Source organism: Streptomyces sp. NPDC093600 (assembly GCF_044764755.1).
Taxonomy (GTDB): domain Bacteria; phylum Actinomycetota; class Actinomycetes; order Streptomycetales; family Streptomycetaceae; genus Streptomyces.
The window spans coordinates 125,457-151,623 of record NZ_JBIWIU010000007.1; the positions used below are offsets into that span (position 1 = coordinate 125,457).

The following is a 26,167-nucleotide window of genomic DNA, read 5'->3' on the forward strand; positions in this document are numbered from 1 at the left end:
CACCGGGCGGGGCGGTCCGGGGGGACGGGCCCCTGCCGGTCTGCACTGGGCCGGAGGGTCCGGCGGGACGGGCCCTGCGTGCGTCTGGACCGCACCCGGCGGTCCGCCGCTCCCGCCGAACGGGCACGTCACCCCGTCCGGACGGGACCTCACTCCGGCAGCAGGTAGATCCGGGTCCCGTCCGGTGCGGTGCCGGTCTGCCGGATGCAGCCGCGCGCCACGAGCAAGGCCACGCAGTCCCGCACCCGCTCGATGTCGAGTCCGGTCCGCCGCGCGATCTCCTCCAGCCGGTACCGGGCCCCACCCCGTACGAGCGCGGGCGCGAGGTAGGCGGCGACGGCGTGCGCGTCCCCGGTGAGGGGGTGGTGGTCGGCCTGCCAGGAGGCGAGGAGTTCCTCCGGGGTCGGGGCGTGGCCGGTGCGCTGGGCGGGGACGGCGAGCCGTTCGAGGGAGTCGGCGATGCGGGAGAGGTTCCGGTTCGCGTCCCAGAGCAGCGCGTTCTGCTCGGCCTGCCGGGCGAACTCCGCTTCCAGCCGCAGGTTCCGCTTCTCGAGCCGGACGATGATGTCGACGACCTCTCGCGGCATGAGGTAGCCGGCGTGTACGGGGGAGGGTTCGAGCGCGTAGGCCCCATCGCGCTGGACGGTGGCGACGACGTCGGCGACCCAGGCCTTGAAGGGCGCGGAGTCGGGCTTGGTACAGGCGTTGACGAGCTGGATGAGCCCGTGCAGATCCACCACCTTCATGGACTTCTGGAGGCCGTGACCCGCGATCTTGCGGGCGACGTCCGGTCCGAGGACACCGCGTGCGAGTTCACCGAGCACCTGTTGGCGCTCTGCGGCCACATGCGCGATTACTGCCTGCCGGGTGTTGACGTACCCCAGCCGCTTCGCGGCGTCGACCGCCGGGAACCAGTGGGTCCCGTCCGGCATCGTCAGCCTCCGCAAGCGTGCGCCCGTCGCCGCGAAGACGAAGTCGTCGACATCGATCGCGTCCTTCTGCCCGAGCTGCTCGTCCATCGAGCCTCACCTCCAGAAGCGACGCTAGGCCGATGGCATATTCAACTGACATGGGATTCCAGGCGCGTTCACCCGAAAGAAGAAGGCCCCTCGGAAACCGGGGGCCTCGCTCCACACCGGGAGGCGCGGACTACCGCGCCACGAACTGGGTCAGGATCGCCTGCACCTCGTAGATGTCCACGCCCTTGGTGAAGGTCTTCTGGATCGGCATGGAGTTGCCCGAGATCCATATCTTCAGCTCGGCGTCGAGGTCGAAGGTGCCGGCGGTCTCGACGGAGAAGTGCGTGATGCTCCGGTACGGGATCGAGTGGTACTCCACCTTCTTACCGGTGATGCCCTGCTTGTCGACGAGCACGAGCCGCCGGTCGGTGAAGAAGATCGTGTCGCGGATCAACAAGTATGCGGCGTGGATCTGCTCCCCCTGCCCGAGCAGCCGCGCGTAGTCCTGCTGAGCCTGCGCCGGATTGATCGCGTGCGCGTTCCCGAACAGCGCCATGTGGAACCCCCCAAGAAAAGACGACAAAAGGATCTTCCGACTCTATCCCGCCCATGCGGCCACCCTCACGCCCCAGCCAGCCTTCGCACCGTCCGGCCACAACGCGAGAGGCCCCGGACTCTCGTCCGGGGCCTCTCGTCTGCTGTGCACTCGGCAGGATTCGAACCTGCAACCTTCTGATCCGTAGTCAGATGCTCTATCCGTTAAGCTACGAGTGCTTGTGCTTCCCGGCTTTTTTTCTTGCCGGTCGGCGTTGCGGGAACAACATTACATGACCTGCGCCGTAGCGCGAAATCCATTAGCCGGACCCCCTCTGACCTGCGGAAACGTCATTCCGGGGTCTCATCGTGTCCCCCAGGAGAGTGACCGGCGCCCGGCGCGAGGAGTGGGCGCGGGGCGGTCGAGCACGGCGCGCGGGAGGGGTCGGGACGGCGCCCGGAACGGGCGAAGCCCCGGCCGTGGGGCCGGGGCTTCGGGTGGGGCGGAGGCGGAGGGATTTGAACCCTCGATGGGCTTTAAGACCCAAACCGCATTAGCAGTGCGGCGCCATAGACCGGACTAGGCGACGCCTCCATGCACCCCGCGCGGGCGCGAGTGGTGCGTGCAGATGATGACACAGGCGGGCCTCGTGCCACCAATCGCTTCTCACCGTACTAGCCCCCCGGGGCCGAGAGCAAAGCCCGTCGGCTCCTCACATGGGCCACTCCCGCTTGCGCAACGAACGGCCGTACGGAGCGTTAGAGAAGACGGGCCACGAGTCCGTATCCCGTCCGCATCTCTCCACCCTCGCCGTCCTGGAGTTCGTATGCTGCGTCGCCTCGTCCTCGCGACCGTCACCACCGCCGTCGCGACCCTCGCCACCGCCACCACCGCGACCACCGCCGGCGCGATCGTCCCCCTCGGGCACGGGCCGCTGCCGCCCCTGTCCCTGCTCGCCCCGGCCGACACCCTCACCGTGACCGTCGAGAAGAGCGGTCACCGCCAGGCCGACGGTACGTTCCGGCTCGAGTGCGGCGCCAAGGCCGGCGGCGACCACCCCGCCGCGCAGAACGCCTGCCGGCGGCTCGACCAGCTCGCGCGGGAACGCAAGGACCCGTTCCGGCCGGTCGGCGGGGATCAGTTCTGCACCCAGATGTACGGCGGCGCCGCCGTCGCGCACATCAAGGGCACCTGGCAGGGCCGCAGCATCGACGCCCGCTTCTCCCGGGCCAACGGATGCGAGATCGACCGCTGGGAGAACCTGGAGCCCGTACTGCCCCGCGTGCGCGGATGACCTGGCGGATGTCGTGGCGGATGTCGTGAGGAAGACGTTCGGATCTTGCCGGGGGCACGAGACCTCGCCCCCCTCCCTCCGAGCCTGCCCTTAGACTCCTTCAGTGACAGGCTGCGGCCCTAGGGGCAAGATGGGGCCGGCCAGCCGCCGGGCAAGGTGCAGTGGGTCAGGGAGGAAGCGTCGTCGTGAGCAGCAGGCCATCCCGAGGCGCTGCTCGCCTCGCAGCCATACTTGACGCCCTCCCCGACGGCCTCGTGCTCGTCAACTGCAACGGCACGGTCGTCAACGCCAACACCATCGCCCTCGGCATGTTCGAGACCCCCGGCACCGCGCTCGTCGGGCGCGGGCTGCTCGATCTGCTGCCCGGTTTCGACTCCCGGCTGATCCCCGGCTCCATGCGGCGCCCCGAGGGCACCGACGAGCAGGGCCGCACCAAGCCGACCCGGATGATCGCCCGCCGCACCGACGGCAGCGAGTTCGCCGTCGAGGTGACCAGCGCCAGCCTGGAGGACGGCCGCGAGGCCTACGACTCGTACAGCGGCTACACCGGCGACGAGCTGCTCATGCTCGTCGTACGCGATCTCACCGGCACCCTCGACACCGAGGCCGAACTCGCCCGCTCACAGCGCCAGACCGAGATGATCCTGCGCGCCGCCGCCGAGGGTGTCGTCGGTACGGACACCGAGGGGCGGGTCGTCCTCGTCAACCCCGCCGCCGCGCAGATCCTCGGCTTCCGGGCCAGCGATCTCGGCGGCAAGGAGCTGCACCCGCTGATCCTGCACTCGCGGCCGGACGGCGAGCCGTTCCCGTACGAGGAGTCGCCGCTCGCGGACACGCTCAAGTCGGGCCGCAAGCACCGGGTGCGGGGGCAGGTGCTGTGGGCGAAGAACGGTTCGCAGGTGCCGGTCGACCTGACCACCGCACCCGTACGGGACGGGGACCAGCTCGTCGGCGCGGTGATGACCTTCACCGACCGCCGGCCGTACCAGCAGCTCCTCGACGAGCACGCCGCCGAGCTCGCCGAGCTCACGGAGCGGCACGCGTCCGAGCTCGCCGACCGCACCGAGCGGCACGCCGCCGAGGTGGAGCGGCAGAAGGAGCGGTACGAGGAGCTGGCCGCCCGGCACGAACAGCTGACGGCCGTCCTCGGGGAGTCGCTGCGCGGGCCCCTGGAGGAGCTGCGCACGGAGCTCTCCACGCTCGCCGCCGACGACGCCGGGCAGCTGTGGCCCGAGGCCAACCAGCTGCTGCACCATCTGGCCGCCGGGTACGCCCGGATGACCACCCTCGTCGACAACGTCCTGGGCTACCAGCGCCTGGACTCCGGGGTGGAGACCCTGGACAAGAGCGTGGTGCTGCTCGACTCGGCCGTGAGCGCCGGCGTCGACGGGGCCGTGGAGCTCATCGGGCCGGGCCGCGTCCAGTTCGCCGTGCACGCGCCGCCGATCGAGGCGGAGGTGGACGCGGGGCGCCTCGCGACCGCGCTCGCGCATCTCGTCGCGGACGTGGCCGGCGTCGACTCGACCGGCAAGGCCCGGGTGGTACCGGGGGCCGGATACGCCGACTCGACGATCGTGGTGGCGGCCGCGCAGCGCGGTGACGTCGTACGGATCGAGGTACGCGGGCCGTACGCCGGTGGCGACCCGGTCCACCAGCCCATCGTGCGCGGGATCGTGGCGGCGCACGGCGGTGTGGTGCAGACGCACGAGGTGCCCGGGATGAGCGGCAGCGCGTACGTCCTGGAGGTTCCGCTCGGCAGCGGGAGGGGGACGGTCGCTCCGCCGCCCGCCGCGGAACTGGAGCGGAGGCCCCGTCCCGAGGCCGGGCCGGGGCCCCAGGGAGCGCAACCAGGGGGACAGCTCGCGCTGCCCGCGCAGGCCTCGGAGACCCACGGAGGCGGCCGGCGGCGAGCCCGGCGGGCGTCGACCGACGCCTTCCTGGAGACCTCGGTGGCGGCGGAGGACGGTCTCGTTCCGGGATCCGGTTCCGTTCCGGGATCCGGTTCCGTTCCGGGCACCGGCGGTGCCGCTGGGGGTGCCGGGCCGACGGGTCGCCGGCGTGGTCGTACGGAGACGGCGGACGCACCGGCCGCCGCCGAGCTGATCCCGGCCCAGAGCGCGGGCACGGGTGCGGGTGCGGAGTCCGGGGCCACCGGGCGTCGTCGCGGCCGTCCCGCCGAGGGCTCGGTGGTGACCGCCGCCGAAGGCGCGCAGGGCCGTGCCGCGCTCGGGGACACCGTTCCCCCTCAGGGCGTCCCCGCCGATGCACCCGCCCTGGCGAGGGCTCTGCCCGCCGTCGCGAGCCCGGATGAGACCCCGCAGGGCCAGCCCAGCGGGCGCCGGCGGCGGGCGCTCGCGGCCGCGCAGGAGCGGGCGGCGGCGGCCGCCACCGGGCCGCGTACGCCGTTCGCGCTCCCCCCGGCGGACGCGGACCGCGACCCGGCACAGGCACCGGCACCCGCACCGGCCGCACCGGGCCCGCTCCCCGTGAGCGACGAGGGGCGGCACGACGCCGTTCCGTCCCGGCCGGGCACCGTTCAGCCGTCCCCGCAGCACCACCCGCAGACCCACCCGCAGCCCGAGCCGACCGGTCGGCGCCGGGGGGCCCAGGACACGTCGGCCGGGATTCCGGGCACCGCCCCGCAGGAGACCCGGGCCGCCACCGGCTCCGCGCCGCTGCCTCCGACCGCGCAGCCGCTGCCGTCCGAGGCGGCCGGGCAGCAGGAACGCGTGCAGCAGGAACGGGCGCAGCAGGGTCAGGCACCGAAGGACGGGACGCAGGGCGGGCGGGCGTTCAGTGTCCGGACGCTCGGTCAGGGTGTCCCGTTCGCCCAGCAGATCGCGGCCCAGCAGAGCCAACAGAACCAGCAAGGTCCGCAGAGCCAGCAAGGCCCGCAGAGCCAGCCGATCCCCCAGCCTCAGCCCCAGCCTCAGCCGATCCCGCAGCACCAGCCGGCCCCGCAGAGCGCTCACAGCCCGAGCGGCGGGACGCCCGTCAGCGGTGTGACCGGCACGAACGGCATCCCCGCGTCCAACGGCTCCGGGCGGCGGCGCAGGCTCGCCACCCCGCCCGAGGGCGACCGGCCGGTGGCCACCCCCTCGGAACCGGTGGCCAAGCCGCACCCGCAGCAGGCCACCCCCGCGCCCAAGCTCGCTCCCCCCGCCCCCGAGGGCCGCGCCTACGCCATAGGGGCACCTGCCGAGGGCGCCGCCGAGGGCCCGGAACCGCTCGACGGTCCCGGCGGTGCGGTGGAGGTCGCGAACAGGCCGCTTCCGCAGCCCGTGGACGACGAGCTGCCCCCGGAGCCGCTGGACAATCCCCGCCGGCTGCTCGTCTGGCCCGCGCCGGACGTCGCCACGCAGCAGGCCCTGAGCGACCGCGGCTACCGCCCCGTGATCGTGCACTCCCGCGAGGAGGTCGACGCCCAGATCGCCGCCTTCCCGGCCGCGCTCTTCGTCGACCCGCTGACCGGGCCGATCACCCGTACCGCGCTCCAGTCGCTGCGCCAGGCCGCCGTCGCCGCCGAGGTCCCGGTGCTGCTCGCGGCCGGTCTCGGGCAGGCCACCCGCGAGGCGGCGTACGGCGCCGACCCGGCCGTACTCCTGAAGGCGCTGGCGCCCCGCGACAGCGAGCAGCACCCGTCCCGCGTGCTGCTGATCGAGGAGCACGAGGAGATCGCGCAGGCGCTCGCCGCCACCCTGGAGCGGCGTGGGATGCAGGTGGCGCGGGCCGCGACCGACACGGAGGCGGTCGCGCTGGCCACCCAGACGCGGCCGAACCTCGTGGTGATGGACCTGATGCAGGTGCGCCGCCGCCGGGCCGGGATCATCGACTGGCTGCGTGCGAACGGGCAGTTGAACCACACCCCGCTCGTCGTCTACACCTCGGCCGGTCTCGACGAGGCCGAGCTGCCGAAGCTGTCGTCCGGCGAGACGGTCCTCTTCCTGGCCGAGCGCTCCACCAGCACCGAGGTGCAGGCACGGATCGTGGACCTGCTGGCGAAGATCGGAACGAACTAGGACCAGGCCAGGGCCTGTCCGGCGGATCAGCACCCACATCCGCCGGACAGGCCCGAGGACGAACAGCCGTACGTCCGCCCTACAGCTGGGTCACGTCCAGCTCGCCCTCCGCGTACTGCCTGCGGATCACCTTCTTGTCGAACTTCCCCACGCTCGTCTTCGGCACCGCCGGCACGATCGCCCAGCGCTCCGGCAGCTGCCACTTGGCGATGCCGCCCTCGGTGGCGAGGAAGGACTTCAGCGTCGCGTAGTCGGCCGTCGAACCCTCCTTGAGGACGACGGTCGCGAGCGGCCGCTCACCCCACCTCTCGTCCGGCACGGCGACGACGGCGGCCTCGGCGACCTCCGGGTGCGCCATGATCGCGTTCTCCAGCTCGACGCTCGAGATCCATTCGCCACCGGACTTGATGACGTCCTTGGCGCGGTCGGTGAGCGTGAGGTAGCCGTCCGGGCTGATGACGCCGACGTCTCCGGTCTTCAGCCAGCCGTCCTCGCTGAACTTGTCGGCCGGGCGGATCGGTTCGCCGTCGATCCCACCGAAGTACGAGCCCGCGATCCAGGTGCCACGGACCTCCAGCTCGCCGGCCGACTCGCCGTCCCAGGGCAGGTGTTCACCGCCGGGGCCGACGAGCCGGGCCTCGACGCCGGCCGGGAAACGGCCCTGGGTGACGCGGTACGGCCACTCCTCCTCCCCGGTGAGACCGGCCGGCGGGTGGGCCATGGTGCCGAGCGGGGAGGTCTCCGTCATGCCCCAGGCGTGACAGAGGCGGACGCCGAGCTTGTCGTACGCCTCCATGAGGGAGGGCGGGCAGGCCGCGCCGCCGATGGTGACCTGGCGCATGGAGGAGAGGTCGCGCGGGTTGGCGGTGACCTCGGCGAGGAGGCCCTGCCAGATGGTGGGGACGGCGGCGGCGTGGCTGGGCCTCTCCCGCTCGATCATGTCGGCGAGCGGGGCCGGCTGGAGGAAGCGGTCCGGCATGAGCATGTTGATGCCGGTCATGAAGGTGGCGTGCGGCAGGCCCCAGGCGTTGACGTGGAACTGCGGGACGACGACGAGGGTCGTGTCCCTGTCCGTCAGGCCCATCGACTCGGCCATGTTCACCTGCATGGAGTGCAGGTAGATCGAGCGGTGGGAGTAGACGACGCCCTTCGGGTCGCCGGTGGTGCCGGAGGTGTAGCACATGGCGGCCGCCGAACGCTCGTCCAGCTCGGGCCAGTCGAAGGTGGTCGGGCGGCCGGCGATCAGCTCCTCGTAGTCGTGCACGCGGGGCGCCACTCCGTCGAGGACGGAACGGTCGCCGGGGCCCGAGACCACGATGTGCTCGATGGTCGGCAGGTGCGGCAGCAGCGGCGCGAGGAGGGGCAGCAGCGAGCCGTTGACCAGCACGACGCGGTCGGCGGCGTGGTTGACGATCCAGACGAGCTGCTCGGGGGGAAGCCGCAGGTTGAGGGTGTGGAGCACCGCGCCCATCGACGGGATCGCGAAGTACGCCTCGACGTGCTCGGCGTTGTTCCACATGAGGGTCGCGACCCGCTGGTCGCCGGTGACTCCGAGCTCGTCGCGCAGGGCGTTGGCCAGCTGGGTCGCGCGTGCCCCCGTCTCCGCGAACGTGCGGCGCTGCGGCTCGGGCTCGCCGGTCCAGGTGGTGATCAGGGACTTCCCGTGGATCGTCATCCCGTGCTTCAGGATGCGGGTCACGGTCAGCTGTACGTCCTGCATGGTGCTCAGCACGGCGTCCTCCCGGTGGGCGCTACGTGGCAGTAAGGGTGTGCAGATTCTGCGCACGTACCGCGCGGTATGTCACTACCCGGGAGTACGGAAATGCCGTTGATCGCCGACGCCGGCGAGGCGGCGGCACACGTGGTCAGCGGACCGGGGCCAGCTCCGGGTCCTCGCGCAGCTTCCCGAGCGCCCTCGACACCGCGCTCTTCACCGTACCGATCGACACCCCGAGCACCTCGGCCGTCTGGGCCTCGCTGAGGTCTTCGTAGTATCGCAGGACGACCATCGCCCGCTGCCGCTCGGGGAGCTTCATCACCGCTCGCCACATGGCGTCGTGCAGGACCTGCCGCTCGGCGGGGTCGGACTCCGGCGGACCGGCCGGCTCCGGCAGCTCGTCGCAGCTGAACTCGTCGACCTTGCGCTTGCGCCACTGGGACGTACGGGTGTTCAGCAGCGCACGGCGTACGTAGCCGTCCAGGGCGCGGTGGTCCTCGATCCGCTCCCAGGCGACGAAGGTCTTGGCCAGCGCGGTCTGCAGCAGGTCCTCGGCGTCCGACGGGTTCGCGGTCAGCGAGCGCGCGGTGCGCAGCAGTACGGGCCCGCGAGCCCGTACGTACGACGAGAAGGACGGGTAGCCGATGGTCACGGCGGCCCCCAGGGCGGCCGTGGAGGCGCCGGCGCAGACGGGGCCAGAGGGTGGCGGAGTCATGACTACACGCTAGAAGCGGGGACGATCCCCGGGATCGGCCCCAGGTCCCGACCCGCACTCCGCCTCAGGTTGTAGGGGGGAGGACGGCTGGACCTCCTGAAGGTGGAGTCGGGGGTGGGGGACGGGCTCAGGGTCGGTGGCGGGGGCGGGGGGGCGTGTCAGGGGCGGCTGTCAGGAGGCGGGCAGGACGTGGGCGACCGGCGCGTCGGTCGAGTTGCGGTCGATCACCAGCCGGGCGCCGCCGTACGACTCCGCGACATTGCCCGCGTACTGGTGGATCCGCCCGTACTCCCGCCAGGCCGTGGACGGCAGCACCGGCTCCGTGTACAGCGCCGGCGCACCGGACCAGCGCGCGAACCACAGCACCGCCGGAAGGTCTTCGGCCCCGGCCTGCCGCGCCTGCTCCATATGGCGGACGCCGGAGTCGGCGCTGCTGTAGAAGCCGGGCAGGTAGCCCTGGCGGCGGACCTCCCGATTCCAGGCACGGACGAAGAGCAAGGTGGTCGCGGTACAGGAGGTGTCGGTGAGCCGATAGGCCTCCATGTCGAGATAGAGCGGACTCGACGGACCGATCCCCAGCGCCCGGGCCGCCTCCACGGCCTCACCGGCCTCCTGGGTGCCCTGGAGCCAGGGAGTGGAACCGATCGGGACGTCCTTCTTGTCCTCGGCGAAGACGCAGGGCGCCTGCGAGCCGACGAAGAGCGGGAGCAGCCGCCAGCCCATCGCGTGCACCGAGGAGACCCAGGACGGGGTGAGGTGCCGCTGGGTGAGGCAGCCTCGGCCCCGGCCTCCGAAGTAGATGCCGACGGCCTGGTACGGGGAGGCGCGCCAGGCCTCCATGACGGCGAGGGAGGGCGCCTCACAGGTGTCGAAGGCCCGGCCGAGGAAGCGCTGGTACGAAGGGTCGGCCGGGGGTGCGAGGGCCGGGGCGGGGGCCGGCGCGTCGGCGCGGGCGGGTGGGGCTGGGGGCGCTTCTGGGGGCGCGGGTGCCGTGGCCGGGGCAGCGAGCGCCGCGGCGGTGAGCGCGGCCGCCACGGCGGGGCCGAGGACCCGTGCCCGTACGGACCGGTGGTGAGGCCGGGTCACGTTCAGGGAGCTTTCCATGGGGCGAGTGAAGTGCCACTCGCCCGGCCCGGCCACCGCTCGGGCCGTCGCCTCAGCCGTCCGTGCCCAGGATCAACCCGGACGTGGGAACCCCGGTGCCCGCCGTGACCAGTGTCCTGGCCACGCCGGGCACCTGGTTCACGGACGTACCGCGCACCTGCCGTACCCCCTCGGCGATGCCGTTCATCCCGTGCAGATACGCCTCACCCAGCTGTCCTCCGTGCGTGTTCAGCGGCAGCGCGTCCGCCGCCACGAAGTCCGCCGCCTCCCCCCGCCCGCAGAACCCGAACTCCTCCAGCTGCATCAGTACGAAGGGAGTGAAGTGGTCGTAGAGGATGCCGACGTCGATGTCGCCCGGGCCGATCCCCGAGCTCCGCCACAGCTGCCGTGCCACCACGCCCATCTCCGGGAGCCCGGTCAGGTCGTCGCGGTAGAAGCTGGTCATCGCCTCCTGGGCGCGTCCGGCGCCCTGGGCGGCGGCGACGATCGACGCGGGCGGATGCCGCAGGTCGCGGGCCCGCTCGGCGGAGGTGACGACGATCGCCTGTCCGCCGTCGGTCTCCTGACAGCAGTCGAGCAGGCGGAGCGGCTCCACGATCCACCGCGAGGCGGCGTGGTCGGCGAGGGTGATCGGCTGCCCGTAGAAGTACGCGGCGGGGTTGCGGGCCGCGTGCCGGCGGTCGGTGACGGCGACATGGCCGAAGGCCTTCGGGGTCAGGCCGTAGGTGTGGAGATAGCGCTGGGCGGTCATGGCGACCCACGAGGCGGGGGTGAGCAGCCCGAAGGGAAGCTGCCAGCCCAGCGCGGCGCCCTCGGCCGAGGGCTCGCGCCGTTGGACACCGGAGCCGAAGCGGCGGCCCGACCGTTCGTTGAACGCGCGGTAGCAGACGACGACTTCGGCGACGCCGGTGGCGACGGCGAGGGCGGCCTGCTGGACGGTGGCGCAGGCGGCTCCGCCGCCGTAGTGGACGCGGGAGAAGAACGACAGCTCGCCGATACCGGCCGCTTGGGCGACGGTGATCTCGGGGCTGGTGTCCATCGTGAACGTGACGAGGCCGTCGACGTCGTCGGCGGTGAGACCGGCGTCGTCGAGGGCCGTGTGCACGGCCTCGACGGCGAGCTTCAGCTCGCTGCGGCCGGAGTCCTTGGAGAACTCGGTCGCACCGATCCCGGCGATGGCGGCGCGGCCGCCGAGCGTGTCGGCCCTGCGGATGCTCATGGCGCCCCCCTCCCGGCGCGCTCGGGCAGGGTCACGGTCACCGTGCCGGTGACGTGGTGGCCGAGACGGTTGGCGCCCACGACCCGTACCCGGACCGTGGGACCGTCGACCTCCGTGACCGTGCCGGTCAAGGTCATGGTGTCGCCGGGGTGGTTGGGGGCGCCGAGCCGTATCGCCACCTTGCGGAGGACGGCGCCGGGGCCGAAGTGGTCGGTGATGTACCGGCCCACCAGGCCGTTGGTCGTCAGGATGTTCATGAAGATGTCCGGGGAGCCCTTCTCCCTCGCGAGCTCCGCGTCGTGGTGCACGTCCTGGTAGTCGCGTGAGGCGACGGCTCCGGCGACGATCAGGGTGCGGGTGATGGGGATGTCGAGCGGCGGAAGCTCGTCACCGGCGTTCATGACAGGGCTCCGTCCGCGGGCTGGTCGGCGTGCGCGAGCGGACCCCGGTTCGCGAGCGCGTCTCGGTTCGGGGTCAGGCCCCGGTTCGCGATCACTTTCCCGAGTTCGGCGAGGAGTTCGGTGCCGCAGCCGAGGTACGCGTCGAGCTGCCTGCCCCAGAGGAAGTGCCGGTGGACGGGGTGGTCGAGATCGGCCCCCATGCCCCCGTGCAGATGCTGCCCGGTATGGACGACCCGCTTTCCGGCCTCCGAGGCCCACCAGGCGGCCGTGAGAGCCTGCTCCGCCGCCGGCAGGCCCTGGTCATGGCGCCAGGCCGCCTCGTACGCGGTGACCCGGATCGCCTCGGTGTCCATATGGGCGTCGGCGGCCCGGAGCTGCACCGCCTGGCGGGTGGCGAGGGGCCGCCCGAACTGCTCGCGTACGGAGGTGTGGGCGACGGCCCGGGCGAGCGACCCGGCGCAGACCCCGGCCTGGAGCCCGGCGAAGGCGATCCGGGCCATGGCCAGCACGTCCTCGTAGGCCCCGACGCCCTCCATCCGCCGCTCGCCTGGGGCACTGCCCTTGTGCTCGCCTCGGACACCACCGATCCGCTCGCCTCGGGCGCCGTCGAGGACGAGCCGCCCGGCGGCCCAGGGGGCGGTGAGTTCGACGGGCGTCACGGACGCCTCCGCCGTGGGCACCCACCAGAGCGCGTGCTCCTCGTCCGGTACGAGGACGTGGGTGGCGTCCCTGAGCCAGGGCACCCAGTCCACCGTTCCCGCGAGAAACCCGTCCCCGTCGACCCGTACCGCCCCCGCGCCCGCGCCCGTCCCGGGGAAGGCCCCGGTCACCACCGTCGTACCGTCCCGCAGCCCGGGCAGCAGCCGGGCCCGCTGTTCTTCCGTACCGTGCCGGGCGACGGTGAGGAGCCCGTACACACAGCTCGCCGTGAACGGCACCTGAGCGGTCGTCCGCCCCTGTTCCTCGGCCAGCAGGACCAGTCCGAGCAGTCCGGTCTCCTCGACGGCTCCCGGCAGCCCGGCCGCGCACAGGGCCTTCCAGAGTCCGGCGTCCGAATCCGTGCCGGCGTCCCTGAGCCGTTCGTGCGTGGCGAGATCGCCGAAGATCCACGCCGCGAGCTCCACGGCCGCGGTCTGCTCCTCCGTGGGAGTGAAGTCCATGTCAGAACTCGCCCCCCTCCGCCGCGGCCCGGAAGACGGGCAGCTCCAGCTCCTCGTCCACGCGGAGGAACTCCAACCGGACCGGCATCCCGATCCGGACCTTGTCGTGGGGCACCCCGACGACGTTGCTGACCATCCGGACGCCCTCGGCCAGTTCGACGAGACCGACGGCGTACGGGGGGTCGAAGGCGGGAAAGGGCGGGTGGTGCATCACCACGTACGAGAAGACGGTGCCGGACCCGCTCGCCTCGACGGCGTGCCACTCCTGCGAGCCGCAGGCGTTGCATCCGGGCAGCCAGGGAAAGCGCGGCCTCGCACAGGCCGCGCACCGCTGGATGAGCAGCCGATGGGCTGCGACGCCCTCCCAGAACCCGGCGTTGTCCCGGTTGATCACGGGTCGCGGCCGCTTTACAGGGGTTCTCTTCGCCGCCGGGGCGTACTTGAGGATGCGGAAGCGGTGGGTGCCGGCGAGTTCGCCGTCCGCCCGTACGTCCATGCGGGTCGTGACGAAGTGCCCGGTCCCGAGCTTGGTGGTCTTGCGCTCCGACACCGACTCGATCACGGCGTCGAAGGTGACCACGTGACCGGGCTTCAGGGGCCGGAGATACTCCTGCTCGCAGTCGGTGGCGACGACCGAGGTGTATCCGGCACCGTCGAGGAGGGCGAGCAGCTCGTCGTAGGCCTCGGAGCGGCCGGTGCGTCCGGGGCGGCCGGTGTGCCCGGAGAGGCCGCCCATCGTCCACGCCTGCAGCATGGTGGGTGGCGCGACGGCGTCCGGCCCTCTGTACGCCGGGTTGGTGTCGCCCATGGCCTCGCACCAGTGCCGGATCATGGGCGCGTTGACGGGGTCCTTGCCGACGCCCGAGGCGACGGCGACCCGCCCCTCGTACGCCTTCAACCGCTCCTGAAGGCCCTCGGCCTCCGCGACCCCCGCCGCCTCCTCGGCCTCCGCGATCTGGCTGACGTACGCGACCGACCCCACCGGCCCGGTCTTCTCCGTCCTGCTCACGGGCGCCCACCGCCCCTCGGCGCACGCCCCATGCCGAGTCGGGTCGTGGCCACGATCTCGCGCTGCACCTCGCTCACCCCTCCACCGAAGGTGTTGATCTGTGCGGCGCGGTTCATCCGCTCCAGCTCACCGCCGTCGAACTCGCCCGGCGACCCCGCCCTGACCAGTGCCGCTCCGCCGGCGATCTCCTGGCACATCCGGTACACCTCGACCGCCGATTCGGTTCCCGCGAACTTCACTCCGCTCGCGTCGCCCGGCGAGAGCCGACCGGCCCCGACGTCAGCCACGAGTCGCCAGTTGAGCAGGCGTGTCGCGGCCAGCCGGGCGTGGGCTTCGGCGGCCCGGATCCGTACCCACGGCTCGTCGATGCGGCGCCGGCCGGTCACCGGTTCGGGTGTACGCGCGCGGCGGAGGGCGGCCTCGTAGAAGTCCTCGGCCTGCATGCCGATGGCGGCGAGGGCGACCCGTTCGTGGTTGAGCTGGTTGGTGATCAGCCCCCAACCGGCGTTCTCGGCGCCGACCAGGTTTCCGGCGGGCACGCGGACGCCGTCGTAGTAGGTCGCGGTCGTCGTCAGCCCGCCGACGGTCTCGATCGGGGTCCAGGAGAAGCCGGGGGCGTGAGTGGGGACGAGGACGATGGAGATGCCCTGGTGCCTGGGGGCCTCGGGGTCGGTGCGGCAGGCGAGCCAGATCCAGTCGGCGTTCTGGGCGTTGGAGGTGAAGACCTTCTGCCCGTCGATCAGCCAGGAGCCCCCGTCCCGTACGGCCTTCGTACGCAGCGAGGCCAGATCGGTGCCGGCCTCGGGCTCGCTGTACCCGATGGCGAAGACGGTCTCCCCGCGCAGGATGCCGGGCAGGAGGGCGGCCTTCTGCTCCTCGGTGCCGTACTTCATGAGGGTCGGGCCGACGGTGTTGAGCGTGACCATGGAGACGGGCGCGCCGGCCCGATAGGCCTCGTCGAAGAAGACGAACTGCTCGTCGGGGCCCCGGCCCTGCCCCCCGTACTCCTCGGGCCAGCCGAGACCGAGCATGCCGTCACCGCCGATCCGGCGCAGGAGCCGCCGCTGGGCGACGGTGTCGGTGGAGGGCGGCGGACCGTCGGGCATCACATCGCGGAAGTACGCACGAAGCTCGGCGCGCAGCCGCAGCTGCCGCTCGGTCGGGGCGAGATGCACGGCGACGGCCTCCCGGATCGACGAGATTTCTGACTGTCCGTCAGATCCACGACTCCTGTCAAGGCCGCGAACGCCACCCCGGACGCCCGGGCTCGGCCGCCACCCGTAACGTGTACCGGCTCACCCCCGGCACAGCCGACCCCGCCCCACCGCTCTGCCTCCGCGCCCTCCTGATCCTGCTCGCGACCCCGCACCACCCCCTCCATACACGCGAAGGGCGGGCCCCGGAATCCGGAGCCCGCCCTTTGACCTGCTCATTCTCTGACCTGCTGCGGTGGGTGTGGGATTTGAACCCACGGTGACATCGCTGCCACGACGGTTTTCAAGACCGTTCCCTTAGGCCGCTCGGGCAACCCACCCCGCGCCAGACCCGTAAGGGTCGGCGCGGGGGACAGCCTAGCCGGTCAGTTGTCGCCCGTGCGTTCGCCGAGGGTGACCGTGGTCGTCGCCGTCTTGCCGTCGCGCTCGTAGGTGACCTTCACCGAGTCGCCCGGCTTGTGGGTCCAGATCTCGCTGATCAGCGTCGGGCCGCTGTCGATCTGGCGGTCGCCGAAGCCCGTGATCACGTCGCCCGCCTTCAGGCCCGCCTTCGCCGCCGGGCCGTTCGGGGTGATCGGCGGCGTGCCGCCCGCGCCCTGGTCCGCGATGGTCGCGCCCTCGCCCTCTTCGGTCATGTTCACCGTCGCGCCGATCACCGGGTAGACCGGCTTCCCCGTCTTGATCAGCTGCTCGGCCACGTTCTTGGCCTGGTTGACCGGGATCGCGAAGCCGAGGCCGATCGAGCCCGCCTGGGACTGGCCGAAGCCGTTGCCGGTCGACTGGATCGCCGAGTTGATGCCGATCACCGCGCCGCTCGCGTCGAGCAGCGGGCCGCCGGAGTTGCCCGGGTTGATCGAGGCGTCGGTCTGCAGGGCGCTCATGTACGAGTTCTTGCCGCTGGACCCGTCGCCCGAGGCGACCGGGCGGTTCTTGGCGCTGATGATGCCGGTGGTGACCGTGTTCGACAGCCCGAAGGGCGCGCCGATCGCGATCGTCGAGTCGCCGACCGCCACCGCGTCGGAGTTGCCGAGCGGCAGCGGAGTCAGGCCCTCCGGCGCCGACTTGAGCTTCAGGACGGCCACGTCGTAACCCTCGGCCCGGCCGACCACCTCGGCGTCGTACGTCTTCCCATTGGAGAAGGTGGCCGAGAGCGTGCCGCCACCCTCCGCCGCGGAGGCCACCACGTGGTTGTTGGTGACGATGTGGCCTTCCTTGTCGTAGACGAAGCCGGTGCCCGTGCCGCCCTCGCCCTCGCCGGCGCCCGACTTCGCCTGGATGGTCACGACGCTCGGCAGCGCCTTGCCGGCCACGGCCGCGACCGTGCCCGGGTCGCGCTTGAAGGAGGCCGGGGAGTCGCCCACGGACACCGTGGTCGAGCTCGTGCCGCTCTCCCCGCGCTCCGCCGCCCAGTAGCCGACGCCGCCGCCGACACCGCCGGCCACGAGGGCGGCCGCCAGGACCGCCGCGACGAGGCCGCCCGTCCGCTTGCGCGGGCTCGCCGGCGGCGGCGGGACGGGCGCGCCCCAGACCGGTGCGGCCGGCGGGGGCGGGGACCAGCCGCCCGCGTGCCCCGACGCCTGCTCGGCCGCCGGCGCGTGCGCGGCCGCCCCGGCCGGAACGTCGGCCGGGGGTGTCACAGGCAGCGGCGCCGCGGCGGGCTCGGACCGGGGGGAGTGTCCGGGCGCCGCCTCCGGCACCGCTGCCGGCTGGGGTGCGTCCACCGTCGACGCAGGCGGTACGGGAGGGGCAGGAGGCGTGGGAGGGGCGGGAGGGGCGGACGGGGCAGTCGGGTCCGCCGGAACCGCCGTGCCCTCGTTCTCGGTGCTCACAGCTCTCTCCTCGTGTACTGCGCGGGTGGATGAAATGCGGACTCTGTGTGCGAACAGCTTTTCCCACAGGGTGTCAGGCCACTGTAAGCCGGAGCTGTGCGTCCGCACGTCTTTCTTTATTTACGGACAGAACGGACTCGATCCCGTACGACCGCGCCGCCAATGGCACCATGTCGCGGTGACCCACGCACGGCAGCACACGAACCGCGGCCCCGTCCAGGTGGTCGCCCACCGCGGAGCCTCCGACGACGCCCCGGAACACACCCTCGCCGCTTATGTGAAAGCCATCGAGGACGGAGCCGACGCCCTCGAGTGCGATGTCCGCCTCACCGCCGACGGCCACCTCGTCTGCGTCCACGACCGGCGCGTCAACCGCACCTCCAACGGTCGCGGCGCCGTCTCCGCCCTGGAGCTCGCCGACCTCGCCGCCCTCGACTTCGGCGTCTGGAAGGGCCGCGAGGAGGCGGGCGAGAGCCCGGACTGGAAGGACCCGGGCCTCACCTCCGTACTCACCCTGGAACGGCTCCTCGAGCTGGTCTCCGACGCCGGGCGGCGCGTCGAGCTGGCCATCGAGACCAAGCACCCCACCCGCTGGGCGGGCCAGGTGGAGGAGCGGCTGATCCAGCTGCTGCAGCGGTTCGGCCTCGCCGCGCCGCCGGCCCCGGAGGAATCCCCCGTACGCGTCATGAGCTTCTCGGCCCGCTCACTGCTCCGGATCGCGGCCGCGGCACCCCACCTGCCCACCGTCTCCCTGACCCAGTTCCTCACTCCCCGGCTGCGCGACGGACGCCTGCCCGCGGGCGCCCGGATCGCCGGGCCGTCGATCCGGATCGTCCGCCACCACCCCACCGTGATCATGCGGCTCCAGAAGGCCGGACACCAGGTCCACGTCTGGACGGTCGACGATCCGGAGGACGTCGAGCTGTGCGAGCGGCTCGGTGTCGACGCGATCATCACCAACCGGCCGAAACAGGTCCTGTCCCAATTGGGACGCCTTTAATCCCTTATTGAGACGCCTTCAACCCCTTTCCCTCCCGTATCGCGGCTTACAGGGAGTGCACCGGCGCGTTCGGTCCGTACGCGATCGTCACGAGTGCGTCACCGCACGCGTATCGGCCGGTTTCCGGTCCAGTCCATTGGGGCATCCACACCGTGGCGTGGGGCAAAGGAGGTCTCGGGGGTGGCGTTGGTGGTGGCACAGGAGGTGCCCACGTCGTCGAGCATGGCCGTACCCCATGGCCCTGCGGGCGTGGGTGAGGCGCGACACCGTATGCGGGAGCAGTTGCACCGCAGCGGCATGTCCGAATCGGTCGTCGACGACGCGGTACTGATCCTTTCCGAACTGCTCAGCAACGCCTGCCGGCACGGCAGGCCGCTGGGCCGGGCAGAGATGGGCGACGGGGACGTCCGTGCGGCCTGGCACATCGACGCGACGGGCGGTCTGACGGTCGAGGTGACGGACGGCGGTGGTCCCACACGACCCGTTCCGTCGACGCCCTCGGTCACCGCGCGCGGCGGCCGTGGGCTGAACATCATCAGCGCGCTCGCCCGGGACTGGGGCGTACGGGACAGCGCGACGGGCGAGGTCACGGTCTGGGTGGTCGTCACCGAAGGCCACCGCCGCGAGGACTTCGCGGCGAGGGTGGGCGGCGGCTCCGGCTTCGACTTCCTGGACGCGTACGACGACCTGGACTGACCGCCGGGACGGTACGGGCGACGATCCCGGGTGATCGGGCAGCGGCACGGGCGGTACGGACGATCAGCCGGCCGGCCGCACGGGCGGCGCGTACGACGAGCCCGGGTGATCGGGCAGCCGCGCATACGCCCCGCCGGGCCCCCGCGGGAGCCCAGCGTGCGGACCGGACTTGCCGCCTGAGCCCCGTGGCACGTTCGGGCGGCTAGGCTCGCCCGACACAGAGCCGTGCAGCGCGCACCGCGCTGCACCACCGCCCTGCACCACCGCACTGCCGCTATCGGGAGAAAGCCACACCATGGCCAAGAAGCGCCCCCAGACGAAGGCCGCCACAGCACAGGTCACGAACGGGGAGATCCCGGTCGTCGGCGCACGCGAACCGTGCCCGTGCGGCTCGGGCCGCCGCTACAAGGCGTGTCACGGCCGGGCCGCCGCGCACGCCGTGACCGAGCTGGTCCAGCGCCCCTTCGAGGGCCTGCCCGGCGAGTGCGACTGGGTCGCGCTGCGCGAGCTGGTGCCCGCCGCCACCGTCCCGCTCACGCTGAAGGACGGGCTGCCCGACGGCGTACCGTCCGTGACGCTCGCGACCGTGCTGCCGATGGCGTGGCCGGCGCTGCGCCGCGACGACGGCTCCGTGCTCCTCGCGCTGCAGAACGACTCCGCCTCCGGCGACCTCGCCCGCGATCTCGCGGACACGCTCCAGCGCGCCCTGGAGGCGGAGCCCGGCACCCCGGTCACCCCCCGTCGCGTGCCGGCCGAGGGCCCCCGCCTGCAGGATCTGCTCGACCCGAACGGCGATTTTGCGCCGGTCGTGCACTCGGGCTTCGAATTCTGGATTCCGGAATCCGCGGAGAACTCCAACCCCGAGGTCGCGGCCTCCCTGGAGCGCGCCAACGCCGCCGCGATCCCCACGGTGAAGCTGACCGGTGTGGAATCCGCGTACTGGTGCGAGACCCCGGAGAAGAACCACCTGCGCTGGGTCATGCCGCACCCCGAGGAGAAGCTCCTCGACGCGCTCGCCAGGCTGCACGCGGCCGGTACGTCCTCGCTGGGCGACGACACCCGCCTGGTCGGCTCCTTCCGGGCCCACGGCCTGATGGTTCCCGTCTGGGACCTGCCGACGACGATGGGCGCCGAGGAGTGCGAGAAGCCGGCCGCCGAATTCGCCGAGCGGCTGGCCGCGGCGCTGGCCTCGGACGCCCCGCTCACGCCCGAGGAGCGTCGGGCCCGCGGTGGCCTGACCAACCGCCAGGTCACTCTCAGCTGACGCCCGGGGTGGCGGTGGTGACTGACAGACCGACCAGTCGGTGACTTCGGCCACAACTCTCCGCAGAGGCCGGGAAAAATACCTGTCCGAATTACCGAGATCGAATTTGCGAACAGCAGATCTCTTGTTACGGTTCTAGAAGCCCGGTCGCTGGTGCATCCCCCGTCGCCAGCGACCGGGCCTTCTCATGCCCGCATCGGGCTCCCGGCCCGGATCAACTCCCGCTCGGCCCGGCTCAACTCGCGGTCGACCCGGCTCAACCCCCGATCGGTCCGCCTCAACTCCCGGTCGAGCCAGCCGGGTTGCTCCCGGAGCGCAGAAGCAGCGGCGCACTCCCGCCCTCCCCCGCTCCCGCGAATTCCGCGACGGCCGAATAGGCCGAAGCCGCTCCCCGGCCACGCTCCTTCGGCGTCTCGCACGCCCCCGGTTCGTCCTGTGCCGTGATCGAGCAACGCACTTGTACGGTCCGTCCGCCGGGCCCCATCAGGGTGAGGATGGATTCGAGCTCCCGGCCGGTGGCATTGCGGTAGTACGTACGCCCCCAGATGTCGGGCCCCTCGGCCATGACACAGGTCTGCGCCTCGATCCCGTCCGGAGAGGTGAGTTCGGGGCCGCAGCGCGAGGCGCGCGCGGGCGGCTGAGCGGGCGCCGGTGACGAAGGTGACGCGGACGCGGGAACCGGTCCCCCGACTCCCAGGCCGGTGCCCCACAGCAGGCCGCCGTCGGCACCGCCGCCTTCGTGCGCCGCGTCCGCCGCCTTCGCGTCGTCGGAGGGGCCCGGACCGGCCGCGGGTCCCGCGAGGGCGCCCAGTGGCAGGAGCGTGGCGCACACCACGGCGGCCCCCAGCCCGATCATGCGGAGATTCATGGGACCCACCTGCCCGGCTGGCTGCGACTCGTGAACGGTGGGCCGAAGATATCGGCGGATGACGGGCGCACCGCACGCCGCGCGCCCGTTTGCGTGCAAGTAGGCCCGGCTCGCACCCGTACGGGTGACAGAAACGGCCCCGACAACCCGCGGTTGCCGAGGCCGGTGCCCGTACGGGCTCGGCCGACGCGCGCGTACGCCACGCACCCCGGCCCGAATCGGATCAATAGGCGAACCTGCTGCCGATCAGTAGGCGAGCCTGCTTCCGCCGCCCGGCGCTCCCGTGCTCGCCTCCACCAGGGCGTCGACCACCGCCTCCACATCCGGCAGCCAGGGCCGGGCGGAGCCGGCCAGCGGCGCGCGTTCCCAGCGCACCTGGCCCGTGCCCGCGACCGACGGCGGCAGCAGGAGATAGCCGCCCTCGCCGTGGAAACGCAGCGAACTGGGCACGCTGTCCTTCGCGTAGAGGAGTTCGCCCAGCCGCTCAAGGCTGTACGGGGCGACCATCAGCGACCATCGTGTCGGGGTGGCGAGCACCGGGCCGAGCCGCATGCCCATCGCGTCGAGCGCGACCAGGGCCCGCGCCCCCGCCACGGCCGGCAGGCTCACCGCGCACGGCGCGCCCCCGCCGGTCGCCAGGAGGATCGGCGCGTCCGGCCGCCGCGTCCACCACCAGCGGACCATGCGCTCGTCCGTGGTCGCCGCGAGCAGTCCCGGGTCGAAGGGGTGCGCGCCGGGCACCACGCACTCGGGGTCCGGGCAGGCGCAGCCCGCCCCTCCCGACCCACGGGCCGCGGCCCGCGTCGTCGCCTTCAGCCCCACGCCGGGCAGTACGGGCCAGTCCCACTCGAGAGCGCAGGTGAGCGCCGCGTCGAGCTGGGCGGTCCTCTCCTTGCGCCGGAACCGGAGCCTGCGTCGCCTTCCGAGGATCTCGCGCATGTGCGCTCGTTCCTTTCCGTTGAACGCCGAATCCACATCACACCACGTGCAGATCAGTTCACTGTGCGTATCAGCGCGTACAAGGTCGGCGGTTCGCCGCCCCGTGCCGATGGGGCGGGACGGACCGAGCCGCAGCTCGTCATCCACTCGGGCCACTCGAAACACGTTCCCCGCCACTCGGGGATCGGTGCGGCCTGCGGCGATGAAGACGCCCGGGCTCCGCGTCAGGTTCCGGAGCAGCGTCAACTGCCCCTGACTGTCACCGTTTACGTACCCAGCACGCTCGGGATGACGCGCTTTCAAACGTCGCCAGTCGACCGCGAAAGGTGCACACCGAGGGCAATTTTCGGCCAACTTCCCTCGCACTTCAACCCTTCTGCAGAACCCCATAGACACCACAAGTCCCGTGGGGACAATGCTGGACATCGCTCCTCTTGTGCGTGTACATGTGGATGCATGGATAGCGGCGCAGAATGACATGGGGGTTTGCGATGCTATTGCGCGAAACGCACCAGTCGGAAAGCCGACTGCAGTGAGCGCCCCTCACCTGCCGAAAGTGGCTGGAATCGATTCAGCGGTTCCCTCTCCCACGCACACTGCGACGCCCCTCCCGGGCGTGCCCGCCGCGCCCCTCCCGCCCGGCGCGCTGATCCAGGACCGGCTCGCCGGCTGGGTCTCCGACCTCACCACCCTCCATGAACTCACCGAGCGCCTGGTCAGGACCGGTTCGCTCGACGACGCGCTGCACGAACTGCTCAGCGCCGGAGCCAGCCTCGTCGGCGCGCGCCGCGGCATGGCGGTCCTCGAACCCGCCGACGGACTCGGCCCGGCCACCACCGTCGGCTTCGGCCTCGCCCACGCCGACCTCGGCACCATCGAGACCGTGCCGCGCAGCGCCACCTCCTTCGGACGCATCCTCGAAGGCCTCCCCGATCCGGTCGCGATCCCCGGCCCCGTCGCCGTCCCCGACCTGCTCGGCGAGGCCGAGCTCGACCCCCGCCACCGCGAGGTCGCCGCCCGCCTGGGCTACGCCGCCAGTTACGCCCTTCCGCTGGCCACCGAGGCCGCCGGAAGACTCGGTGCCGTCGTCTGGCTGTACGACGAACCCGCCGAACCCTCCGAACGCCGGCGCCATCTCGTCGGGCTCTACGGCCGGTACGCCACCGAACACCTCGCCCGCCTGCTGGAGCTGGAGCGCGCCCGGGTCCAGGTCGCCACCGTCGCCGAGGAGCTGCTCCCCAGCCGCCTCCCCCGCGTCCCCGGCGTCCAGCTCGCCGCCCGCCACCGCACCGGCCCCCAGGGCGGCGGCGACTGGTACGACGCGCTCCCGCTGCCCGAGGGCGCCCTCGGACTCGCCGTCGGCTCCGTCTCCGGAACCGGGCCCAGCGCGCTCGCCGCCATGGGACGACTGCGGGCCTCCCTGCGCGCGTACGCCGTCATGGAAGGGGAGGACCCCGTCGCCGTCCTCTCCGACCTGGAACTCCTCCTCCGGCTGACCGAACCGGCCCGCTCGGCGACCGCGCTCTTCGCCTACTGCGAGCCCAAGCAGCGCAAGATCGTGCTGGCGGGCGCCGGGCACACCCCGCCGCTGATCATCGGGGACCACCGCACCGAGTTCGTCGAGACCTCCCTGTCGGCGCCGCTCGGCATGCTCGCCTGCTGGGAGGCGCCCAGCGTCGAGCTCGTCCCCGCACCGGGAGAAACGGTGCTGCTCTACACCGACGGACTTCTCCGCCGCACCGGCGACCCCATCGACCGCGCCTTCGCCCGGCTGCACGCCGCCGCCGTGAGCGTCCCGAAGGCGGACCGGACCGACCCGGCCGCCGTCGCCGACCACGTCCTGCGCACGATGCTGCCCGACGGGCTCGGCGACACCGCCGACGGAGAGGACGTGGTCCTGCTCGCCGCCCGCTTCGAGTGAGCGGTACACGACACACCGGTCACCCCGCCGACCACCCCGCCGGCCACCTCGTCGGCCAGGGGACTTACGGCCCTGGGGCCCTCTTCCGTACGACCGTACGATGGTGAAGGTTCAGTGTCGTACCAAGAGGAGGCAGACCCGTGGCCGAGGAGCTCACCCCGGAGACCCCGGAAGCTGAGTTGGATCTCGCTGCTGACGACGCAGCGGACGAAGAGCCGATCAAGCAGCGCAAGAACGGCCTGTACCAGGGCGTCTCCGACGAGCTGGCCGAGAACATGAAGTCCGGCTGGGCCGACACCGAGCTGCACGGCCTGGAGCCGATCGCGCAGGCCGAGCACACCGCGGCCCGCCGCGCCGCGCTGTCCGCGCGCTTCCCCGGCGAGCGGCTGGTGATCCCCGCGGGCAACCTCAAGACCCGCTCGAACGACACCGAGTACAGCTTCCGCGCCTCCACCGAGTACGCCTACCTCACCGGTGACCAGACGCAGGACGGCGTTCTGGTGCTCGAGCCGACGAAGGACGGCCACCGGGCGACGATCTACCTGCTGCCGCGCTCGAACCGTGAGAACGGCGAGTTCTGGCTCGACGGCCAGGGCGAGCTGTGGGTCGGCCGCCGCCACTCCCTGACCGAGGCCGAGCAGCTGCTCGGCCTCCCCGCCAAGGACGTGCGCGAGCTGGCCGCCGCCCTCAAGGAGGCCACCGGTCCGGTCCGCGTGGTCCGCGGCCACGACGCCGCCATCGAGGCCGCCCTCACGGACAAGGTCACCGCCGAGCGCGACGAGGAGCTGCGGGTCTACCTCTCCGAGGCGCGGCTGGTCAAGGACGAGTTCGAGATCGCCGAGCTGCGGAAGGCCTGCGACGCCACCGCCCGCGGTTTCGAGGACGTCGTCAAGGTCCTCGACAAGGCCGAGGCGACCAGCGAGCGCTACATCGAAGGCACGTTCTTCCTCCGCGCCCGCGTCGAGGGCAACGACATCGGCTACGGCTCCATCTGCGCCGCCGGCCCGCACGCCACCACCCTGCACTGGGTCCGCAACGACGGCCCGGTCCGCTCCGGCGAGCTGCTGCTGCTCGACGCCGGCGTGGAGACCAACGAGCTCTACACCGCCGACGTGACCCGCACGCTGCCGATCAACGGCCGGTACACCGAGCTGCAGCGCAAGATCTACGACGCCGTGTACGAAGCGCAGGAGGCGGGCATCGCCGCGGTCAAGCCCGGCGCCGCCTACCGCGACTTCCACGACGCCGCCCAGCGGGTGCTCGCCGAGAAGCTCGTCGAGTGGGGTCTGATCGAGGGCCCGGTCGAGCGCGTCCTGGAGCTCGGCCTCCAGCGCCGCTGGACCCTGCACGGCACCGGTCACATGCTCGGCATGGACGTCCACGACTGCGCCGCCGCGCGCACCGAGGCGTACGTCGACACGACGCTGGAGCCGGGCATGTGCCTGACCGTCGAGCCGGGTCTGTACTTCCAGGCCGACGACCTGACCGTGCCGGAGGAGTACCGCGGCATCGGCGTCCGGATCGAGGACGACATCCTCGTCACGGAGGACGGCAACCGGAACCTCTCCGACTCGCTGCCGCGCCAGGCCGACGAGGTCGAGGCGTGGATGGCCGGCCTGAAGGGCTGACCCAGCGCCGCCTCGAGCATGAGAAAGCCCCCGCCGATCCGCGTGCCGATACCGGCGGGGGCTTTCTCGCGCCCGCGATCCCGCTCGTATGTACGCGGGTCAGCGCAGGTCGGTGCAGGTCAGCGCAGATCAGCGGGGGTCAGGTCGGCGCGGGTCAGGTCAGCGCCAGCGGGGCGTCCGCCCGCCACTTCACGATCTTGTCGAAGCTGACCACGGCCCCGCCCCGGCCCGTTCGGTTGCCGAAGTGGACATGGTCGGCCAGCTCCTCGATCAGCCGCAGCCCGCGGCCGTTCTCGCCGTCCGGGGCCGCCCGCTGGACCGTCGCGGGCCTGCCACCCGGAAACCCGGGACCCGAGTCGGCCACCTCGATACGGCAGGTCTCGCCGTCCAGATAGGCGGTGACCCGGTACGCCTCCGAAGCGTCGCCCGTGGCCTGGTCGCCCCCGTGCTCGACGGCGTTGGCGCAGGCCTCGGTCAGCGCGACCGACAGCTCGTAGGAGATGTCCGGGTCGACGCCCGCCGTCTCCATCGTGCCGAGGAGAAGCCGCCTGGCGAGCGGAACGCTCGCAGCCTCGCGCCGCAGATGGAGAGACCACCAGATGCTCATGCTCCAGCCTCCCGGCCGCGGCTCGACATTACCGATACGTATTGCCTCGCTCTGCCGTCCGTAAGCCCT

The 26,167-nt window shown here is 72.2% G+C and carries 21 protein-coding genes and 3 tRNA genes; 7 read left to right on the forward strand and 17 right to left on the reverse strand.

All coding sequences use genetic code 11. The features are described from left to right. Positions 1-149: 149 nt before the first annotated feature. The 4 genes from ACIRB4_RS18945 to ACIRB4_RS18960 form a co-directional block, all read right to left on the reverse strand. Positions 150-1,019, reverse strand: a complete 870-nt coding sequence (locus tag ACIRB4_RS18945) for a Bro-N domain-containing protein (RefSeq protein ID WP_403292595.1) — start codon at positions 1,017-1,019, stop codon at positions 150-152. A 130-nt stretch (positions 1,020-1,149) separates the two neighbouring features. Next, entirely contained in the window at positions 1,150-1,515 is a 366-nt protein-coding gene (locus tag ACIRB4_RS18950) for a PH domain-containing protein (protein WP_403292597.1), read from the reverse strand. Between the two features lie 145 nt (positions 1,516-1,660). Further along, positions 1,661-1,733 (reverse strand) — tRNA-Arg (locus tag ACIRB4_RS18955). A gap of 264 nt (positions 1,734-1,997) precedes the next feature. Then, a tRNA-Ser gene (locus ACIRB4_RS18960) sits at positions 1,998-2,088 on the reverse strand. Between the two features lie 232 nt (positions 2,089-2,320). On the opposite strand from ACIRB4_RS18960, the gene ACIRB4_RS18965 reads away from it, so the two are divergent. Continuing rightward, entirely contained in the window at positions 2,321-2,788 is a 468-nt protein-coding gene (locus ACIRB4_RS18965; protein ID WP_403292599.1) for an SSI family serine proteinase inhibitor, read from the forward strand. Positions 2,789-2,973: 185 nt separating this feature from the next. Continuing rightward, on the forward strand, positions 2,974-6,807 hold the full coding sequence (locus tag ACIRB4_RS18970) for a PAS domain-containing protein (RefSeq protein WP_403292601.1): 3,834 nt from the start codon (positions 2,974-2,976) through the stop codon (positions 6,805-6,807). Between the two features lie 79 nt (positions 6,808-6,886). Here the strand turns inward: ACIRB4_RS18970 and ACIRB4_RS18975 are convergent, their stop codons facing one another. The 10 genes from ACIRB4_RS18975 to ACIRB4_RS19020 form a co-directional block, all read right to left on the reverse strand. After that, positions 6,887-8,539: a long-chain fatty acid--CoA ligase gene (locus ACIRB4_RS18975; protein ID WP_403292603.1), complete on the reverse strand. Its 1,653-nt coding sequence runs from the start codon at positions 8,537-8,539 to the stop codon at positions 6,887-6,889. Positions 8,540-8,672: 133 nt separating this feature from the next. Further along, positions 8,673-9,239 carry a SigE family RNA polymerase sigma factor gene (locus ACIRB4_RS18980; protein ID WP_403292605.1) on the reverse strand — a complete coding sequence of 189 codons (567 nt, stop codon included), beginning with the start codon at positions 9,237-9,239 and terminating at the stop codon, positions 8,673-8,675. A 171-nt stretch (positions 9,240-9,410) separates the two neighbouring features. Continuing rightward, positions 9,411-10,343, reverse strand: a complete 933-nt coding sequence (locus tag ACIRB4_RS18985) for a DUF1906 domain-containing protein (protein WP_403292607.1) — start codon at positions 10,341-10,343, stop codon at positions 9,411-9,413. A 52-nt stretch (positions 10,344-10,395) separates the two neighbouring features. Continuing rightward, entirely contained in the window at positions 10,396-11,562 is a 1,167-nt protein-coding gene (locus tag ACIRB4_RS18990; RefSeq protein WP_403292609.1) for a lipid-transfer protein, read from the reverse strand. Further along, complete coding sequence (locus tag ACIRB4_RS18995) at positions 11,559-11,963, reverse strand: MaoC family dehydratase (RefSeq protein ID WP_403292610.1); 405 nt, start codon at positions 11,961-11,963, stop codon at positions 11,559-11,561. The genes ACIRB4_RS18990 and ACIRB4_RS18995 overlap by 4 nt, the downstream gene beginning before the upstream one ends. Then, positions 11,960-13,123 (reverse strand): acyl-CoA dehydrogenase family protein, encoded by a 1,164-nt coding sequence (locus ACIRB4_RS19000; RefSeq protein ID WP_403292611.1) that lies wholly within the window; start codon positions 13,121-13,123, stop codon positions 11,960-11,962. The genes ACIRB4_RS18995 and ACIRB4_RS19000 overlap by 4 nt, the downstream gene beginning before the upstream one ends. A gap of 1 nt (position 13,124) precedes the next feature. Then, positions 13,125-14,078 (reverse strand): bifunctional MaoC family dehydratase N-terminal/OB-fold nucleic acid binding domain-containing protein, encoded by a 954-nt coding sequence (locus ACIRB4_RS19005; RefSeq protein ID WP_403292934.1) that lies wholly within the window; start codon positions 14,076-14,078, stop codon positions 13,125-13,127. Between the two features lie 50 nt (positions 14,079-14,128). After that, the gene (locus ACIRB4_RS19010; protein ID WP_403292614.1) at positions 14,129-15,307 is read right to left on the reverse strand and encodes an acyl-CoA dehydrogenase family protein; all 1,179 of its coding nucleotides are present in this window, start codon (positions 15,305-15,307) and stop codon (positions 14,129-14,131) included. Between the two features lie 272 nt (positions 15,308-15,579). Beyond that, positions 15,580-15,666 (reverse strand) — tRNA-Ser (locus tag ACIRB4_RS19015). 45 nt (positions 15,667-15,711) lie between these two features. Continuing rightward, positions 15,712-17,175 carry a S1C family serine protease gene (locus ACIRB4_RS19020; RefSeq protein WP_403292616.1) on the reverse strand — a complete coding sequence of 488 codons (1,464 nt, stop codon included), beginning with the start codon at positions 17,173-17,175 and terminating at the stop codon, positions 15,712-15,714. 178 nt (positions 17,176-17,353) lie between these two features. Between ACIRB4_RS19020 and ACIRB4_RS19025 the strand changes: the two genes are divergently transcribed. From ACIRB4_RS19025 to ACIRB4_RS19035, 3 genes are all read left to right on the forward strand, one after another. Beyond that, entirely contained in the window at positions 17,354-18,175 is an 822-nt protein-coding gene (locus ACIRB4_RS19025; RefSeq protein ID WP_403292618.1) for a glycerophosphodiester phosphodiesterase, read from the forward strand. 93 nt (positions 18,176-18,268) lie between these two features. Beyond that, complete coding sequence (locus ACIRB4_RS19030) at positions 18,269-18,871, forward strand: ATP-binding protein (protein ID WP_403292621.1); 603 nt, start codon at positions 18,269-18,271, stop codon at positions 18,869-18,871. A gap of 295 nt (positions 18,872-19,166) precedes the next feature. Further along, entirely contained in the window at positions 19,167-20,135 is a 969-nt protein-coding gene (locus tag ACIRB4_RS19035) for a DUF5926 family protein (RefSeq protein ID WP_403292623.1), read from the forward strand. Between the two features lie 277 nt (positions 20,136-20,412). Here ACIRB4_RS19035 and ACIRB4_RS19040 read toward each other — a convergent pair whose 3' ends face one another. Beyond that, entirely contained in the window at positions 20,413-21,003 is a 591-nt protein-coding gene (locus ACIRB4_RS19040; RefSeq protein WP_403292624.1) for a hypothetical protein, read from the reverse strand. Between the two features lie 246 nt (positions 21,004-21,249). Next, complete coding sequence (locus ACIRB4_RS19045; protein ID WP_403292625.1) at positions 21,250-21,942, reverse strand: bifunctional DNA primase/polymerase; 693 nt, start codon at positions 21,940-21,942, stop codon at positions 21,250-21,252. A 415-nt stretch (positions 21,943-22,357) separates the two neighbouring features. On the opposite strand from ACIRB4_RS19045, the gene ACIRB4_RS19050 reads away from it, so the two are divergent. After that, complete coding sequence (locus tag ACIRB4_RS19050; protein WP_403292937.1) at positions 22,358-23,863, forward strand: PP2C family protein-serine/threonine phosphatase; 1,506 nt, start codon at positions 22,358-22,360, stop codon at positions 23,861-23,863. Positions 23,864-24,003: 140 nt separating this feature from the next. After that, entirely contained in the window at positions 24,004-25,491 is a 1,488-nt protein-coding gene (locus ACIRB4_RS19055; RefSeq protein WP_403292627.1) for an aminopeptidase P family protein, read from the forward strand. Between the two features lie 154 nt (positions 25,492-25,645). Here ACIRB4_RS19055 and ACIRB4_RS19060 read toward each other — a convergent pair whose 3' ends face one another. After that, entirely contained in the window at positions 25,646-26,098 is a 453-nt protein-coding gene (locus ACIRB4_RS19060) for an ATP-binding protein (RefSeq protein WP_403292629.1), read from the reverse strand. Positions 26,099-26,167 lie beyond the last annotated feature (69 nt).